This is a genomic window from Nocardioides aquaticus (genome assembly GCF_018459925.1).
GTDB classification, from domain to species: Bacteria; Actinomycetota; Actinomycetes; order Propionibacteriales; family Nocardioidaceae; genus Nocardioides; species Nocardioides aquaticus.
Genome location: NZ_CP075371.1, coordinates 2,638,522 through 2,652,552, shown reverse-complemented (window position 1 = coordinate 2,652,552; position 14,031 = coordinate 2,638,522). Strand labels below are relative to the sequence as shown.

Below are 14,031 nucleotides of genomic sequence, written 5' to 3'. Positions count from 1 at the left end.
GGCTGTCCGGGCCCCTCCTAGGATCGAGGACGTGACCAGCCACGACACCACCACGCCCGCACCAGCCCCGGCCGATCGGCAGGTGGCGGACGTCGCGCCGTACGACGCGCTGCTGCTGGTCTCCTTCGGTGGCCCCGAGGGGCCCGACGACGTGCTCCCGTTCCTGGAGAACGTGACGCGCGGGCGCGGCATCCCGCGGGAGCGCCTGGTCGAGGTGGGCGAGCACTACTACGCCTTCGGCGGCCGCTCGCCCATCAACGACCAGAACCGGGCCTTCCTCGACGCGCTGCGCGTCGACCTCGACGAGGCCGGGATCGCGCTGCCCCTCTACTGGGGCAACCGCAACTGGGACCCGTACCTGACCGACGCCCTGGCGCAGATGGCCGCCGACGGCGTGACCCGGGCGGCCTGCTTCGTCACCAGCGCCTACTCGTCGTGGTCGGGCTGCCGGCAGTACCGCGAGAACCTGTACGACGCGGTGGAGGACGTCGCCGGGCGGGAGGGCCCCGATGCGCCCCGCCTGGACAAGCTGCGCCACTACTTCAACCACCCCGGGTTCGTCGACCCCGTCGTCGACGCCACCCTGGCCGCACTGGCCGACCTGCCGGAGGACGCCCGCGCCGGTGCCCGGATCCTGTTCGTGACCCACTCGATCCCCGACTCGATGAACGACGCCTCCGGCCCGCCCGAGCAGGGCGGTGGGGCCTACGTCGCCCAGCACCTCGACGTCGCCGGCGTGGTCGCCGGCCGGGTGGCCGAGGTGACCGGCGTCGAGCGGGCGCACGAGCTGGTCTTCTGCTCGCGCTCCGGGCCGCCGCAGATGCCGTGGCTCGAGCCGGACGTCAACGACCGGATGCGTGAGCTGGTCGAGGAGGGTGCGACGCCGGCCGTGGTCCTCGTGCCGGTCGGCTTCGTCTCCGACCACATGGAGGTCATCTACGACCTCGACACCGAGGCCCTCGAGACCGCCGACGAGCTGGGCCTGCCGATGCGCCGGGCTGGCACCGCCGGCACCGACCCCCGGTTCGTGGCCGTCGTGCGCGACCTGCTCACCGAGCGGGCCGCGGTGGAGCGGGGCGAGGACGTCGCCCGGTCCTCGGTGGGGGAGACCGGCCCGATGTGGGACGTCTGCCCCGCGCAGTGCTGTGCGAACGGGAAGGGCCCGCGACCGGCGCTCTGCGGACGCGACGCGTGAGCCCCGCCGAGGTCGGCGCGCTGGCCGACCTGGCCCTCGACGTCGCCCGGGAGGCGGCCGCGCTGGTCCGCGACCGGTCCGAGGGCGTCACCGTGGCCGCCACCAAGAGCAGCGACGTCGACCCCGTGACCGAGGTCGACCGGGCCTGTGAGGAGCTCGTCCGGCGTCGGCTCGCCCACGCGCGCCCCGACGACGCGGTGCTCGGCGAGGAGGGCGACGACCTCGCCGGCACCAGTGGCGTGCGGTGGATCGTCGACCCCATCGACGGCACCGTGAACTTCCTCTACGGCCTCCCGCAGCACGCGGTGAGCATCGCCGCCGAGGTGACCGACGACGCGGGCACCGCGACGGTGGTGGCCGGGGTGGTCCTCGAGGTGCCCACGGGCACCGAGTACGTCGCGCGCCCCGACGCCGACGGCGTCGTCCGCGCCACCCGCGACGGCCGCCCGCTGCTCGTCCGCGCCCGCGCCCCGCTGGCGCAGCGCCTGATCGGCACCGGGTTCTCCTACGACGCCGCCCTCCGCGCCCGCCAGGGCGCCGCCCTGGCCGCCCTGCTGCCGCGGGTGCGCGACGTGCGGCGGCTGGGGTCGTGCGCGCTGGACCTGTGCCTGGTGGCCCGCGGCAGCCTCGACGGCTACCTCGAGGAGGGCACCCGGCTCTGGGACCACGCCGCCGCCGGGCTGGTGGCCCGGGCCGCGGGCGCCAGGTTCGAGGTCACGACCGGTGTCGGTGGTCGCGAGCTCGTGGTGTGCGGGCCCGAGGACGGGTTCGAGGACCTGTGGGTCGCGGTCCACGAGTCGGGCTTCGCCGCCACCGTCGCGGCCCCCGCCCTGGGCCCCTCGGGCACCCCGTCGGCGGGGGAATAGCCTCGGGCCGGGGGGCGTTGACCGCTCACTGCCGCCCGCGGCGCGTGTGTCGAGTCACCCTCGCGGTGACCACCTGCTGACCCCCTGGACCTCGGGGCGGGGCGATGGTGCACAATCTGCCCCGCCGGAGGGGGCGAGCAGACATCTCGAAGGGAGTGAGTGAGGGCACATGGCGACCGACTACGACGCACCGCGCAAGAACGAGGAAGACCAGTCCGAGGAGAGCATCGAAGAGCTCAAGGCGCGACGGCACGACAAGAACTCGGGCAAGGTCGACGAGGACGAGGCGGAGGCCGCCGAGTCCTTCGAGCTGCCTGGCGCGGACCTCTCGCACGAGGAGCTGGCCGTCGAGGTCAAGCCCAAGCAGGACGACGAGTTCACCTGCATGAGCTGCTTCCTGGTGCACCACCGCAGCCAGCTGGCGGACGAGAAGAAGATGATCTGCCGCGACTGCGCCTGACCAGCGGCGCACGCACGCGAACGGCCCCGGCCCCCTCCAGGGGGACCGGGGCCGTCGTGCGTGCGGGGCCGTCCGGCAGGGCTCAGGCGGCCGGCTCGGGGGCGTCCGGGTCGAACCGGTCCGCACCCAGGCCCGGGGGCATGTGACCGGTCGAGCGGGCGTAGTAGTTCGCGGCCTTGCGGGTCGCGAGCATCCGCGCGATCTGGATCAGCGTGCCGCTGAGCGCGGCCCAGGCCACCGCCTCCCAGATGTCGACGTCCGGGTCGGCGGGGTTGGCGGGCGGCTGCTTGCCGGTCGCCTTCTGCCAGGTCGTGTTGAGGCCCTTCTTCGCCACGGTGGCGGCGCCGAGCGCCGCTGCCAGGGAGAAGACGGACCAGATCTTGGAGCTCTCCGATGCCATGGACCCAGGCTATCGAGCCCGCCCGGGGCGCAGGCACCCCCCGCGGGGCGGCACGGACGGGCCGGAGGGGCTGGGGCAGGCAGGACGGGACGGGCGGCTCAGCCGCCGGCGCTGCGAGCCACCAACGCGCGCAGCGCCGCCGCGAGCCGCTCGGGGTGGCGGGTGCTGACCAGCCAGTACGGCGTGGGGTCACGCGGGTCGAGCACCTCGACGTGCACGGCACGCTTGCGGTACGGGCGCAGCAGCAGGTAGGCGCGGGCGTCGGCGTCCCGGCCGGCCAGCAGCCGCGTCGCCTCGGCGTCCAGCTCGTCGACCCGACCGAGGTGGCGGCCGGCGATCGAGGCGCGCCCGGCCCGGAAGGTGGACTCGTCGACCCGCACGACCGCGGAGCCGTAGGCCATGAGCAGGCCCGCCAGCAGGGCCAGGCAGAGGCCGGCCACCCCGAACGCCACCACGGCGGGCGTGGCCACGACCAGGGCCAGCCACAGGGACGCGACGAGCATGGTGCCCTGGACCCACCAGCGCAGCGGCACGCCGAGGCGCTCGTCGTGGCCCGCGGCGCCGTCGGGGCGCTGGGTCGGCGTGGTCGAGGGCGCGGTCACCCTCCCAGGGTCCCACCCCGGGCCAGGCACGGCACGCGGCCCCCCGGCTAGCCTCCCGCCGTGAGCGACGACCACCACACCGGCTCTGCGGGCGACCCGACGGCCGAGCCGTCCCGCACGCCCGGCCCCGAGCTGGAGATCGCCCTCGTCCGCCTCGACCCCGACCTGCCGCTGCCGTCGTACGCTCTCCCGGGCGACGCCGGCGCCGACCTGCGCACCACCGTCGACGTCGAGCTCGGCCCGCACGAGCGGGCCCTCGTCCCGACCGGGGTCGCCCTGGCGCTCCCGCCCGGGTACGTCGGGCTGGTCCACCCGCGCTCGGGCCTGGCCGCGCGCCACGGGCTCTCGGTGCTGAACACGCCCGGGACGATCGACGCGGGGTACCGGGGTGAGATCCGGGTTTTGCTGGTCAACCACGACCCCGTCACCTCGCTGCGGCTGCGCCGGGGCGACCGGATCGCCCAGCTGGTGGTGCAGCGCCACGAGCGGGCGCGGTTCGTCGAGGTCGACCGCCTGCCGGAGTCCGAGCGCGGCAGCGGAGGCTACGGTTCTACCGGGGGCCACGACCCCGCGTCGCGAGGAGGAGAAGAGCAGTGAGGTTCCGCCGCAAGTCCACCACCGACGACGGTGACCAAGGCGTCGACGTCGCACCGCCGACCGAGCCCGACCCGGGGCCCTGGGACGTCGACGAGCTCGGGGACGACGGCACCGAGCGCGTCGACCTCGGTTCGCTGCTCCTCCAGGGCGAGCCCGGCCGCGACCTGCGGCTGCAGGTCGACGAGGCCTCGGGCGACGTCCAGTCGGTCGTGCTGGCCGGCCGCGACGGGGCGCTCGACGTCCGCGCGTTCGCCGCCTCCCGCAACGGCGACCTGTGGTCCGAGGTGCGTCCGCGGATCGCGGCCGACATGGCCCGGCGCGGCGGCACCGCCACCGAGCAGGAGGGCCGCTTCGGCCCCGAGCTGGCCTGCGAGGTGCGCGTACGGACCCCCGACGGCGCCGTCGGGGTGCAGCAGTCCCGCGTGGTCGGGATCAACGGCCCGCGCTGGATGCTGCGCGCGACCTTCATCGGACGACCGGCCGTCGACGCCGAGGCCGCCGTGGCCTGGGAGGAGATCCTGGAGCGCGTCGTGGTCCGGCGCGGGCAGAACCCCGTCCCGCCCGGCGAGCCGCTGCCGATCAAGCTGCCGGAGAACGCCCGCCGCGTGGAGCGGCCCGCGGCCGACCCCAAGCAGGCGCTGGCCCAGCAGCAAGGCGCCCAGCAGCAGGGCGCCCAGCAGCAGCCCGAGCAGCCCGAGCAGCCCGTCCAGCAGCAGCCCGAGCAGCCCGACCAGCAGCAGCCAGAGCAGGCCGCGGGTGGGACCGGCCCCGACGGGGACCCCCGGCCGTGAGGTCGCTGCGCCGCTCGCGTGACGCCGAGCGTCCCGGGCGTCGTGGGGGTGACGACGCCGAGCGCGAGCCCGGTGAGGCGACACCCGAGGTCGATGTGCCGGTCCAGCGGATCGGCGACGCCCCCGACCGGGTCCCGGTGCGGCTGGAGGGCAACCTGCGAATGATCACGCTGCGCCCGCGCGGCGGCGTGCCGGCCCTGGAGGCCGAGCTGGCCGACGGCTCCGGGTCGATCACCGTGGTCTGGCTCGGTCGCCGACACATCACCGGCGTCCACGCCGGCCGCTCCCTGCGCGTGCAGGGCCGGGTCGGGCGGCACGGCGGCGTGCGGACGATGTACAACCCCCGCTACGAGCTGCTGCCGTGAGCGGCCCGGTCGGCGGCACCCCGCCGGGCACGCCCGGCCCGCCCGACGCCCCGGGCGTCGCGGGGATCGACTCCGTCGAGGCGCTGGTCCGCGCGCAGATGGCCCGGGCGCTCGGCGGCCGCCGCGGGATGGTCGAGGCCGGCGTGCCCGGCGCGCTGTTCACGGTGATCTGGCTGGCCACCAAGGAGCTCCCGGTCGCGCTGGTCGCCAGCCTCGCCGTCACCGTGGTGATGCTGGTGGTCCGGCTGGTGCAGCGCTCGACCGTGCAGTTCGTCCTGAACGCGCTGTTCGCCATCGGGATCGGCTACCTCTTCGTCCGGCTCGCAGCCGCCTCCGGCGGGAGCGAGTCCGAGCAGGCGCTGGCCTTCTTCCTGCCCGGCATCCTGGTCTCCACCGGCTACACGGTGGTGATGGCGGGCTCCTGCCTGGTCGGCTGGCCGTTCGTCGGCTTCCTGCTGGGCAGCGTCACGGGGGACCCGACCGCCTGGCACGCCGACCGCCAGGTCGTCGGCCTGTGCAGCCGGCTCACCTGGATCTTCCTGCTCCCGGGCGCGATCGGTGCCGGGCTGCAGGGCCCCGTCTGGCTGGCCGGCTGGTCCGGCGTGATCGACATCGACCTGGCCGTGCTGGTCCTGGGAGTGCTGCGCCTGGGCCTGGGCTGGCCGCTGCGGATCGCGTCCTGGAGCGCGATGATCTGGGTGCTGACCCGCGACCGCACCCCGATCGAGCAGGCCACCGGTTCCCCGGCGAGCTGACGGGTCCCGTGGCTGACCGGTCCTGAGGCGGGCCTAGGCCTGGCCCGCCGGCCGCTGGGCGCCACCGGCCGGGTGGTTGGCCGGGGCCAGCAGCCGCTCCAGCTCGTCCTCGCCGACGTCGGGCACCACGAACAGCAGCTCGTCCCCGGCCTCGACCGGCTGCTCGGCGTCGGGCACGTACACCTGGCCGTCGCGCAGGATGGTCACCAGGGCGCAGTTGTCCGGCAACGGGATCAGGCCGACCTGCTTGCCGACGTAGGGCGACTCCGGCGGCAGGGTCATCTCGACCAGGTTGGCGTTGCCCTGGCGGAAGGTGAACAGCCGGACCAGGTCGCCGACGGTGACGGCCTCCTCGACCAGCGCGGACATGATCCGCGGGGTCGAGACGTTGACGTCGACGCCCCAGGCCTCGCTGAAGAGCCACTCGTTGTTGGGGTGGTTGACCCGCCCGACGGTGCGCGGCACCCCGAACTCGGTCTTGGCCAGCAGCGAGGTCACCAGGTTGGCCTTGTCGTCGCCGGTGGCGGCGATGACGACGTCGCAGCGGTCCAGGCGCGCCTCCTCCAGCGACGACAGCTCGCAGCAGTCCGCGAGCAGCCACTCCGCGTCGGGCACCCGCTCGGGGCGGATCGCGGAGGCGTACTTGTCGATCAGCAGGACCTCGTGGCCGTTGCCGATCAGCTCCCGGGCGATCGAGCGCCCGACGGCGCCCGCTCCGGCGATGGCGACCCTCATGGCTGGTTCCTCACTCCTGCTCGGGTCCGCGCTCGATGACGCGGTAGGCGTGCTGGGCGTTCTCCTCGCGGATGACGAGGTGGAGCAGGTCGCCCTCCTGGACCACCGACTCCGAGGAGGGCAGGACGCCCTCGCCCAGCCGGTCCAGCCACGCGATCCGGGAGCGGGACTGCTCCTCCAGGTCGCGGGTGCGCGTGCCGACCCACGACAGGGGGACCGGGACCTGGTCGACCCGGATCGTGCCCGAGGGGTCGCGGAAGTCCGGCTCGGCGCCGGCCGGCACCAGCCGGCGCAGCACCTGGTCGGCGGTCCACTTCACCGTGGCGACCGTGGTGATGCCCAGTCGCTGGTAGACCTCGGCGCGGCCCGGGTCGTAGATCCGGGCCACGACCTGCTCGATGCCGAACGTCTCGCGGGCGACCCGGGCGGCGATGATGTTGGAGTTGTCGCCGCTGCTGACGGCCGCGAACGCGTCGGCGCGACGGATGCCGGCCTTCTCCAGGACCTCCTGGTCGAAGCCCACCCCGGCCACCTTGTCGCCGTTGAACCCCGGGCCGAGGCGTCGGAACGCGTCCGGCTCGCTGTCGATGACAGCGACGGTGTGGTTCCGGTCCTCGAGGCTGCGCGCCAAGGTCGAGCCGACCCGGCCGCAACCCATGATCACGACATGCACCGGAGCACCGTATCCCGCGCGGCGTCGGGGCGGCGCCGGGTGCCGTACTCTCCCGACCGTGGGTGTCCGCGACGTGTCTAAGCGCATCCTCCTCGGACGCAAGCTGCGCAGCTCGCAGCTGGGGGAGACGCTGCTGCCGAAGAAGATCGCGCTGCCGGTCTTCGCCAGCGACGCCCTGTCATCGGTGGCCTACGCCCCCGACGAGATCTTCATCATGCTGTCCCTGGCCGGCGTCTCGGCCTACACGTGGTCCTGGAAGGTCGGCATCGCGGTCGCGATCATCATGACCGCGGTCGTCGCCTCCTACCGCCAGACCGTGCACGCCTACCCCAGCGGCGGCGGCGACTACGAGGTCGCCAGCGTCAACCTGGGCCGGACGGCCGGCACGACCGTGGCCTCCGCGCTGCTGGTCGACTACGTGCTGACGGTCGCGGTCTCGATCTCCTCGGGGGCCCAGTACGCCGCCGCGGCGCTGCCGTTCCTGTCCGGCCACGAGCCGCTGGCGGCCAGCGCGATGGTGATCATCCTGATGTCGCTGAACCTGCGGGGGATCCGGGAGTCCGGCACCTTCTTCGCGGTGCCGACCTACCTGTTCATGGTCGCGGTGCTCGGCATGTGCGGGATCGGCCTGCTCCAGCTGCTCACCGGCAACCTGCCACGGGTCGCCAGCGCCGACCTCACGATCCTGCCGGACCCCGGCTTCGACGGTGCGCTGACCACGATGGGGCTGCTGATCCTGCTGGCCCGCGCGTTCTCGTCGGGCTGTGCGGCCCTGACCGGGGTCGAGGCGATCAGCAACGGCGTACCGGCCTTCCGCAAGCCCAAGAGCCGCAACGCCGCCACCACGCTGCTGCTCCTCGGCCTGATCGCGATCTCGATGATGATGAGCGTGATCGTGCTGGCCCAGCAGATGGGCGTGCGCTACGTCGACCCGACCGAGATCGACCGGCTCATCCAGGCCGACGGGACCCCGGTGCCCGAGGGCTTCCGGCAGGACGCGCTGATGGCCCAGATCGCCGAGGGCATCTTCCGCGACTTCCCGCCGGGCTTCTACTTCGTGGTGGTGATGACCGGGCTGATCCTGGTCCTGGCGGCCAACACCGCCTTCAACGGCTTCCCGGTGCTCGGCTCGATCCTGGCCCAGGACGGGTTCGCCCCCCGCGCGCTCGGCTCGCGCGGCGACCGGCTGGCGTTCTCCAACGGCATCGTCTTCCTGGCCGCGATGGCGATCGTGCTCATCCTCGCCTTCGACGCCCAGCCGACCCGGTTGATCCAGCTCTACATCGTGGGCGTCTTCGTCTCGTTCAATCTCAGCCAGCTCGGGATGATCCGGCACTGGACGCGGCTGCTGCGCTCCGAGCGCGACCCCGCCGCCCGCCGCCGGATGCTGCGCTCGCGGGCGATCAACACCGTCGGGCTCAGCCTCACCGCGGTGGTGCTGGTGATCATCCTGGTCACCAAGTTCCTCGAGGGCGCCTGGATCACCATCCTGGCGATGGGCTTCTTCTTCGCGCTGATGCGCAAGATCCGCCGGCACTACGACAGCGTCGCCGAGGAGCTCGCCGCCGAGGAGACCGACAAGATCCTGCCGACCCGGGTGCACGCGATCGTCCTGGTCTCCAAGCTGCACAAGCCCACGCTGCGCGCCCTGGCCTTCGCCAAGGCCACCCGGCCGAACGTGCTGGAGGGCGTCTACGTCTCCAGCGACGCCCGGGAGACCGCGGCGCTGCTGGCGGCGTGGGAGCAGCGCAACTTCGGGGTCCCGCTCAAGGTGCTGCACTCGCCGTACCGCGAGCTGGTCAAGCCGATCGTCGAGTACGCCACGGAGATCCGCCGCGCCAACCCGCGCGGGGTCGTCGCGGTCTACATCCCGGAGTACGTCGTGGGCCGCTGGTGGGAGCAGCTGCTGCACAACCAGACCGCGCTGCGCCTCAAGGGCCGGCTGCTCTTCGCGCCCGGCGTCATGGTCATCTCGGTGCCCTACCAGCTGCGCTCGTCGCGGATCGCGAAGGAGAAGGTCATGCGCGAGGGCAAGCGCGTCCAGCCCGGCGACCTGCGTCGCGGTCGAGCCGACGAGCCGTCGCGCCGATGAGCGCGCCCGACCGCCGCCGCGGACGTCGCCCCGGGACGCGTACGGGGGCCCGACCCGCGCGCGCCCGCACGCCGAAGGGCCGGGTCCGGGTGGGGGAGCGGTTCGAGGCCGAGGTCGGCCCCGTCGCCCACGGCGGGCACTGCGTGGCCCGGCTCGACGCGCGCGCCGGCGAGGACGCCGGCCGCGTGGTCTTCGTGCGGCACGCCCTGCCCGGCGAGCAGGTGGTGCTGGTGGTCACCGAGGGCTCCGACGGCGACCGGTTCTGGCGCGGCGACGCCGTCGAGGTCCGCACGCCGTCCGCCGACCGGGTCGAGGCGCCCTGCCCGTACGCCGGGCCCGGTCTCTGCGGCGGGTGCGACCTCCAGCACGTGGCGCTCCCGGCGCAGCGCGACCTGAAGGCGGCCGTGGTCCGCGAGCAGCTGGCGCGCCTGGCCGGCCTCGACGTGGACGTCACCGTCGAGGCGGTGCCCGGGGACGACGAGGGCCTGCGCTGGCGCACCCGGCACCACTACGTCGACCTGCCCGGGGGACGCCGGGGGATGCGCGTGCACCGCTCCCACGAGGTCGTCGAGGTGGAGGACTGCCTGCTCGACGCGCACCGGCCCCCGTCGTACGACGTCGGACCGCACACCTTCGCCGTCGCCGACGGCGGCTTCTGGCAGGTCCACCCCGGGGCGCCCGGGGTGCTCGTGGAGTCCGTGCTGGCCGCGCTGGCGCCGCGGTCGGGCGAGCGCGCGCTCGACCTGTACGCCGGGGTCGGCCTCTTCGGCCGGTTCCTGGCCGACGCGGTCGGCGACACCGAGCTGGTGAGCCTGGTCGAGGCCGACGCCGAGGCGGCACGGTTGTCCTCGGAGAACGTCCCCGGCGCCGAGGTGCACGCCGGGCCGGTCGAGCAGGTGCTGGCGACGGGTGCGGCGCCGGAGGTCGACCTGGTCGTCCTGGACCCGCCGCGCACCGGTGCCCGCCGGGTGGTGGTGGAGCAGGTGGTCGCCCGCGGCCCCCGCGCGGTGGCGTACGTGGCCTGCGACCCGGCCGCCCTGGCCCGCGACGTCGCCACCTTCGCCGGGCTCGGGTACGAGCTGCGCAGCCTCCGCGCCCTCGACCTGTTCCCGATGACGCACCACGTCGAGTGCGTGGCGCTGCTGGAGAGGTCCGGCTAGCTCAGGGCCTGCCCTGGCTGAGGCCCAGCTCGGTGAGGCGTCGGCGCAGGTAGACGCGCTCGGGCTCGCTGTCGCACCGGGCCAGAGCCTGCTCGTACGCCGCCCTCGCGTCGGCGGTCCGTCCGAGTCGCCGCAGCAGGTCGGCCCGGGTCGCGGGCAGGTAGTGGTAGCGGTCCAGGGTCGTGCCGTGTGCGTCCTCGAGCGCGTCGAGCTCGGCGAGGCCGGCCTCCGGGCCGTCGCGGAAGGCGACCGCGATCGCGCGGTTGAGCTCGACCACCGGTGACGGCCAGACCCGCAGCAGCAGGTCGTACACCGTGACCACCTCGTCCCAGTCGGTGTCGTCCACGCTCGGCGCGGCGGTGTGCAGGGCCGCGATCGCGGCCTGGAGCGCGAACCGGCCCGGTCGGCCACCGCGCAGCGAGTCCCGCACCAGCCGCTCACCCTCGGCGACCAGGGCGCCGTCCCAGCGGCGCCGGTCCTGTTCCTCGAGGGGGACGAAGGCCCCGGTGGCGTCGACCCGGGTGACCGCGCGGGCCCGACCGAGCAGTGCGAGCCCCAGCAGGGCGCGGAGCTCGCGCTCGTCGGGCATCAGCCCGAGCAGCGCCCGGGTGAGGTCGACCGCACGGTCGACGAGGTCCACGCGCTGGAGGAGGTCGCCGGTGGGGGCGGTGTGCCCGGTCGCGAGCACGAGGTGCAGCACCGTCAGCACGGCATCGAGGCGTTCGGCCAGCTCGTGGCCCGCCGGCACCCGGTAGGGGATCCGCGCCGCGGCGATCTTCTTCTTCGCCCTGGTGACCCGGGCCGCCATGGTCGACTCGCTCACGAGGAAGGCGTGCGCGATCTCGTTCGTGGTCAGCCCGCACACCAGGCGGAGGGTGAGTGCCACCTGCGCCTCACGGGCCAGGGCCGGGTGGCAGCAGGTGAACACGAGCCGGAGCCGGTCGTCGGGGATCTCCTCCTCGAGGGCGTCGGCCGTGGTCTCGTCGATGTCGGCCGGGGGAGCGGACCGGGCGTCCCCCGCGAGCAGGGGCAGCTTGGTGCGCAGGACGGCGGCTCGCCGGTGCCGGTCCGTGGCGAGGTTGCGCGCCGTGGTGGTGAGCCACGCGCCGGGGTTGCGGGGGAGACCGTCCCGGGTCCACACCTCGAGCGCCCGGACGTAGGCGTCCTGGGTGCACTCCTCCGCGAGGTCGAGGCTGCCGGCGACCCGCACCGTCGCGGAGAGCACGAAGGCCCACTCGCGACGGTGCGCGTCGTCCAGCGCCCGGCGGACCACGTCCGGCACGGTCTCCTGCTCCTGCCCGTGGTCCACCGGCCCGTCCTGCCGGTTCAGCCGAAGACCATCACCGGGCGGACCTCGACCCCGCCGAAGCCGGCCGGGCACGACCTCCCGATCTCGAGAGCCTGGTCGAGGTCGGCCGCCTCGACCAGGTAGTAGCCACCGAGCATCTCCTTGCTCTCGATGAAGGGGCCGTCGGTGACCACGTCGCCACGGATGGTGGTCGCGGTGTCGCTGCCCTGCAGGGCGTTGCCGCCGAGGATGGCGTCGCCCCACCGCTCGCTGAACCGGTTGTGCGCTGCGATCACCTCGCCGTAGACCTCGGGTGCGGCGTTGGCGTAGTCGTTCTCGGACTCGTAGATCAGGACGAGGTACTGGGCCATGAGGGTGTCTCCTTCGGGATGTGGCGACCGGGGTCGCCCCGGTCGGTCGAACTGCTCTGACACCCGAGACGACGAACAGCATCCACCCAGATCGACAACCCTGGCGAGATCGATCCCGCCGAGGTATGGCCAGAGGCCAGGCCCAGGTACCAGCCCCAAGGTCCGCTGTCGGCTGGTACCCCCGCTGGGCGACGCTCGACACGTCCGCACCACCCGTCTCCTGGAGGTACCCCATGAACATCCGTCGCACCCTCGCCGCCGGCAGCGCCGCTGTCCTGATCGCCCTCGCCCCGGCCGCCGCCTTCGCCAGCCACGGTGCCGACGACGGCCCCCACCACGGCCACCACGGCCACCACGGCCACCACGGCCACCACGGGTCCGACGACGGGCCGAACCACCACCGTCACGGGTCCGACGACGGGCCGAACCACCACCGGCACGGGTCCGACGACGGGCCGAACCACCACCGTCACGGGTCCGACGACGGGCCGAACCACCACTGACCGCTCCGCCCCGGGCCACCGGGTCCAGGCGACGAAAGAACGTACACAAGCCCGATCTGGCCCTCGTCGGCCAGCGCGACAGGCGTCTGACCTGGCGCGATGTCCACTGGGTGGTGACCGGAAGCGGGCACTGTACGTTCTTTCGTCGCTCCCGCCCCTCGGCGCCCCAGCAGCAACGTCACCGGGCCGTCGTCGACCGACTGCACGGCCAGGTCCGCGCCGGATGATCCGCGGGTCAATGCCGTCGGACTAGCGTCGTCGACATGGCTGAGACTTCTGCTGACAGCAAGACCTGGTTCATCACCGGCGCCTCCCGCGGCTTCGGCCGCGAGTGGAGCATCGCCGCCCTCGAGCGCGGCGACCGCGTCGCCGCCACCGCCCGCGACACGTCCACTCTCGACGACCTGGTCGAGCGCTACGGCGACGCCGTCCTGCCGCTGCAGCTCGACGTCACCGACCGGGACGCCGACTTCGCCGCCGTGGCGCGGGCGCACGAGGCGTTCGGTCGCCTCGACGTGGTCGTCAACAACGCCGGGTACGGCCACTTCGGCTTCACCGAGGAGCTGAGCGAGACCGACTTCCGCGACCAGATGGAGACCAACGTCTTCGGCGCGATGTGGGTGACGCAGGCCGCGCTGCCGTTCCTGCGTGAGCAGGGCAGCGGCCACCTCCTGCAGGTGTCGTCCATCGGCGGCATCTCGGCGTTCGCGGGGATCGGGGCGTATCACGCCTCGAAGTGGGCGCTGGAGGGGTTCAGCCAGTCGCTGGCCCAGGAGGTCGCCGACTTCGGCATCCACGTCACGATCATCGAGCCCGGCGGGTTCGCCACGGACTGGTCCGGGTCCTCTGCCCGGCACAGCGAGGCGCTGCCGGCGTACGACGCCTTCCGGGCCAGGGTCGAGGAGGACCGCAAGGCGCGCTCGACGTCGGGACCCGGGGACCCGGTCGCGTCCGCCGCGGCCGTGCTGCGGCTGGTCGACGCCGACGAGCCGCCGCTGCGCTGCTTCCTGGGCGTCGCGCCGCTCGGGATCGCCAGGGCCGACTACGAGGGGCGTCTCGCCACCTGGGAGCAGTGGCAGGACGTGGCCGAGCTGGCCCAGGGATGATGTATCTTGATGTCAAGAGACTTCGTGGTCCCCGGGTGATCCGCGGTAAGGGCAACCTTCCTACCGTCGACC

Annotated in this window: 17 protein-coding genes; 11 read left to right on the top strand and 6 right to left on the bottom strand. The window is 73.8% G+C overall.

Translation table 11 applies throughout. The features are described 5' to 3' along the window. Positions 1-31 precede the first annotated feature (31 nt). The 3 genes from ENKNEFLB_RS12915 (at position 32) to ENKNEFLB_RS12905 (ending at position 2,521) form a co-directional block, all read left to right on the top strand. Positions 32-1,195 (top strand): ferrochelatase, encoded by a 1,164-nt coding sequence (locus ENKNEFLB_RS12915; protein ID WP_420830504.1) that lies wholly within the window; start codon positions 32-34, stop codon positions 1,193-1,195. Continuing rightward, complete coding sequence (locus ENKNEFLB_RS12910; RefSeq protein ID WP_246535530.1) at positions 1,192-2,061, top strand: inositol monophosphatase family protein; 870 nt, start codon at positions 1,192-1,194, stop codon at positions 2,059-2,061. Before ENKNEFLB_RS12915 ends, ENKNEFLB_RS12910 begins: the two co-directional genes overlap by 4 nt. A gap of 169 nt (positions 2,062-2,230) precedes the next feature. Continuing rightward, positions 2,231-2,521, top strand: a complete 291-nt coding sequence (locus ENKNEFLB_RS12905) for a DUF4193 domain-containing protein (RefSeq protein WP_214055790.1) — start codon at positions 2,231-2,233, stop codon at positions 2,519-2,521. 82 nt (positions 2,522-2,603) lie between these two features. On the opposite strand, the gene ENKNEFLB_RS12900 is transcribed toward ENKNEFLB_RS12905, so the two are convergent. Together ENKNEFLB_RS12900 and ENKNEFLB_RS12895 are read right to left on the bottom strand one after the other, a co-directional pair. Beyond that, on the bottom strand, positions 2,604-2,921 hold the full coding sequence (locus tag ENKNEFLB_RS12900) for a DUF4235 domain-containing protein (protein ID WP_214055789.1): 318 nt from the start codon (positions 2,919-2,921) through the stop codon (positions 2,604-2,606). 98 nt (positions 2,922-3,019) lie between these two features. Next, positions 3,020-3,523 carry a DUF3093 domain-containing protein gene (locus tag ENKNEFLB_RS12895; protein WP_214055788.1) on the bottom strand — a complete coding sequence of 168 codons (504 nt, stop codon included), beginning with the start codon at positions 3,521-3,523 and terminating at the stop codon, positions 3,020-3,022. A 132-nt stretch (positions 3,524-3,655) separates the two neighbouring features. On the opposite strand from ENKNEFLB_RS12895, the gene dut reads away from it, so the two are divergent. From dut to ENKNEFLB_RS12875, 4 genes are read left to right on the top strand one after another with little or no spacing between them, the layout of a single operon-like run. Then, positions 3,656-4,120, top strand: coding sequence for a dUTP diphosphatase (gene dut, locus ENKNEFLB_RS12890; RefSeq protein ID WP_214059469.1), 465 nt, complete (start codon positions 3,656-3,658; stop codon positions 4,118-4,120). Next, entirely contained in the window at positions 4,117-4,911 is a 795-nt protein-coding gene (locus ENKNEFLB_RS12885; protein ID WP_214055787.1) for a DUF3710 domain-containing protein, read from the top strand. Before dut ends, ENKNEFLB_RS12885 begins: the two co-directional genes overlap by 4 nt. Beyond that, positions 4,908-5,276, top strand: coding sequence for an OB-fold nucleic acid binding domain-containing protein (locus tag ENKNEFLB_RS12880; RefSeq protein WP_246535529.1), 369 nt, complete (start codon positions 4,908-4,910; stop codon positions 5,274-5,276). The genes ENKNEFLB_RS12885 and ENKNEFLB_RS12880 overlap by 4 nt, the downstream gene beginning before the upstream one ends. Further along, the gene (locus ENKNEFLB_RS12875) at positions 5,273-6,031 is read left to right on the top strand and encodes a DUF3159 domain-containing protein (RefSeq protein WP_246535528.1); all 759 of its coding nucleotides are present in this window, start codon (positions 5,273-5,275) and stop codon (positions 6,029-6,031) included. Before ENKNEFLB_RS12880 ends, ENKNEFLB_RS12875 begins: the two co-directional genes overlap by 4 nt. A 33-nt stretch (positions 6,032-6,064) precedes the next feature. Here ENKNEFLB_RS12875 and ENKNEFLB_RS12870 read toward each other — a convergent pair whose 3' ends face one another. Next, entirely contained in the window at positions 6,065-6,766 is a 702-nt protein-coding gene (locus ENKNEFLB_RS12870) for a potassium channel family protein (RefSeq protein WP_214055786.1), read from the bottom strand. Between the two features lie 10 nt (positions 6,767-6,776). Beyond that, the gene (locus tag ENKNEFLB_RS12865; RefSeq protein WP_214055785.1) at positions 6,777-7,439 is read right to left on the bottom strand and encodes a potassium channel family protein; all 663 of its coding nucleotides are present in this window, start codon (positions 7,437-7,439) and stop codon (positions 6,777-6,779) included. A 58-nt stretch (positions 7,440-7,497) separates the two neighbouring features. Here ENKNEFLB_RS12865 and ENKNEFLB_RS12860 point away from each other — a divergent pair, with 58 nt between their 5' ends. Together ENKNEFLB_RS12860 and ENKNEFLB_RS12855 are read left to right on the top strand one after the other, a co-directional pair. Then, positions 7,498-9,531, top strand: a complete 2,034-nt coding sequence (locus ENKNEFLB_RS12860) for an APC family permease (RefSeq protein WP_420830503.1) — start codon at positions 7,498-7,500, stop codon at positions 9,529-9,531. Next, complete coding sequence (locus ENKNEFLB_RS12855) at positions 9,528-10,691, top strand: class I SAM-dependent RNA methyltransferase (RefSeq protein WP_214055783.1); 1,164 nt, start codon at positions 9,528-9,530, stop codon at positions 10,689-10,691. The genes ENKNEFLB_RS12860 and ENKNEFLB_RS12855 overlap by 4 nt, the downstream gene beginning before the upstream one ends. A 1-nt stretch (position 10,692) precedes the next feature. On the opposite strand, the gene ENKNEFLB_RS12850 is transcribed toward ENKNEFLB_RS12855, so the two are convergent. Both ENKNEFLB_RS12850 and ENKNEFLB_RS12845 read right to left on the bottom strand, forming a co-directional pair. After that, positions 10,693-12,000 (bottom strand): RNA polymerase sigma factor, encoded by a 1,308-nt coding sequence (locus ENKNEFLB_RS12850; protein ID WP_246535526.1) that lies wholly within the window; start codon positions 11,998-12,000, stop codon positions 10,693-10,695. 17 nt (positions 12,001-12,017) lie between these two features. Then, positions 12,018-12,350 (bottom strand): YciI family protein, encoded by a 333-nt coding sequence (locus ENKNEFLB_RS12845; RefSeq protein WP_214055782.1) that lies wholly within the window; start codon positions 12,348-12,350, stop codon positions 12,018-12,020. Between the two features lie 233 nt (positions 12,351-12,583). Here ENKNEFLB_RS12845 and ENKNEFLB_RS12840 point away from each other — a divergent pair, with 233 nt between their 5' ends. Next, positions 12,584-12,853 (top strand): hypothetical protein, encoded by a 270-nt coding sequence (locus ENKNEFLB_RS12840; protein ID WP_214055781.1) that lies wholly within the window; start codon positions 12,584-12,586, stop codon positions 12,851-12,853. A 263-nt stretch (positions 12,854-13,116) separates the two neighbouring features. Continuing rightward, positions 13,117-13,959, top strand: coding sequence for an SDR family oxidoreductase (locus ENKNEFLB_RS12835; RefSeq protein WP_214055780.1), 843 nt, complete (start codon positions 13,117-13,119; stop codon positions 13,957-13,959). Positions 13,960-14,031: the final 72 nt, after the last annotated feature.

What these genes read in the sequence shown, in the direction of transcription:
- ENKNEFLB_RS12905 (WP_214055790.1), top strand. Translation starts at nt 2,231, where the DNA reads ATGGCGACCGACTACGACGCACCGCGCAAGAACGAGGAAGACCAGTCC.
- ENKNEFLB_RS12900 (WP_214055789.1), bottom strand. Translation starts at nt 2,921, where the DNA reads ATGGCATCGGAGAGCTCCAAGATCTGGTCCGTCTTCTCCCTGGCAGCG.
- ENKNEFLB_RS12870 (WP_214055786.1), bottom strand. Translation starts at nt 6,766, where the DNA reads ATGAGGGTCGCCATCGCCGGAGCGGGCGCCGTCGGGCGCTCGATCGCC.
- ENKNEFLB_RS12855 (WP_214055783.1), top strand. Translation starts at nt 9,528, where the DNA reads ATGAGCGCGCCCGACCGCCGCCGCGGACGTCGCCCCGGGACGCGTACG.
- ENKNEFLB_RS12845 (WP_214055782.1), bottom strand. Translation starts at nt 12,350, where the DNA reads ATGGCCCAGTACCTCGTCCTGATCTACGAGTCCGAGAACGACTACGCC.
- ENKNEFLB_RS12840 (WP_214055781.1), top strand. Translation starts at nt 12,584, where the DNA reads ATGAACATCCGTCGCACCCTCGCCGCCGGCAGCGCCGCTGTCCTGATC.
- ENKNEFLB_RS12835 (WP_214055780.1), top strand. Translation starts at nt 13,117, where the DNA reads ATGGCTGAGACTTCTGCTGACAGCAAGACCTGGTTCATCACCGGCGCC.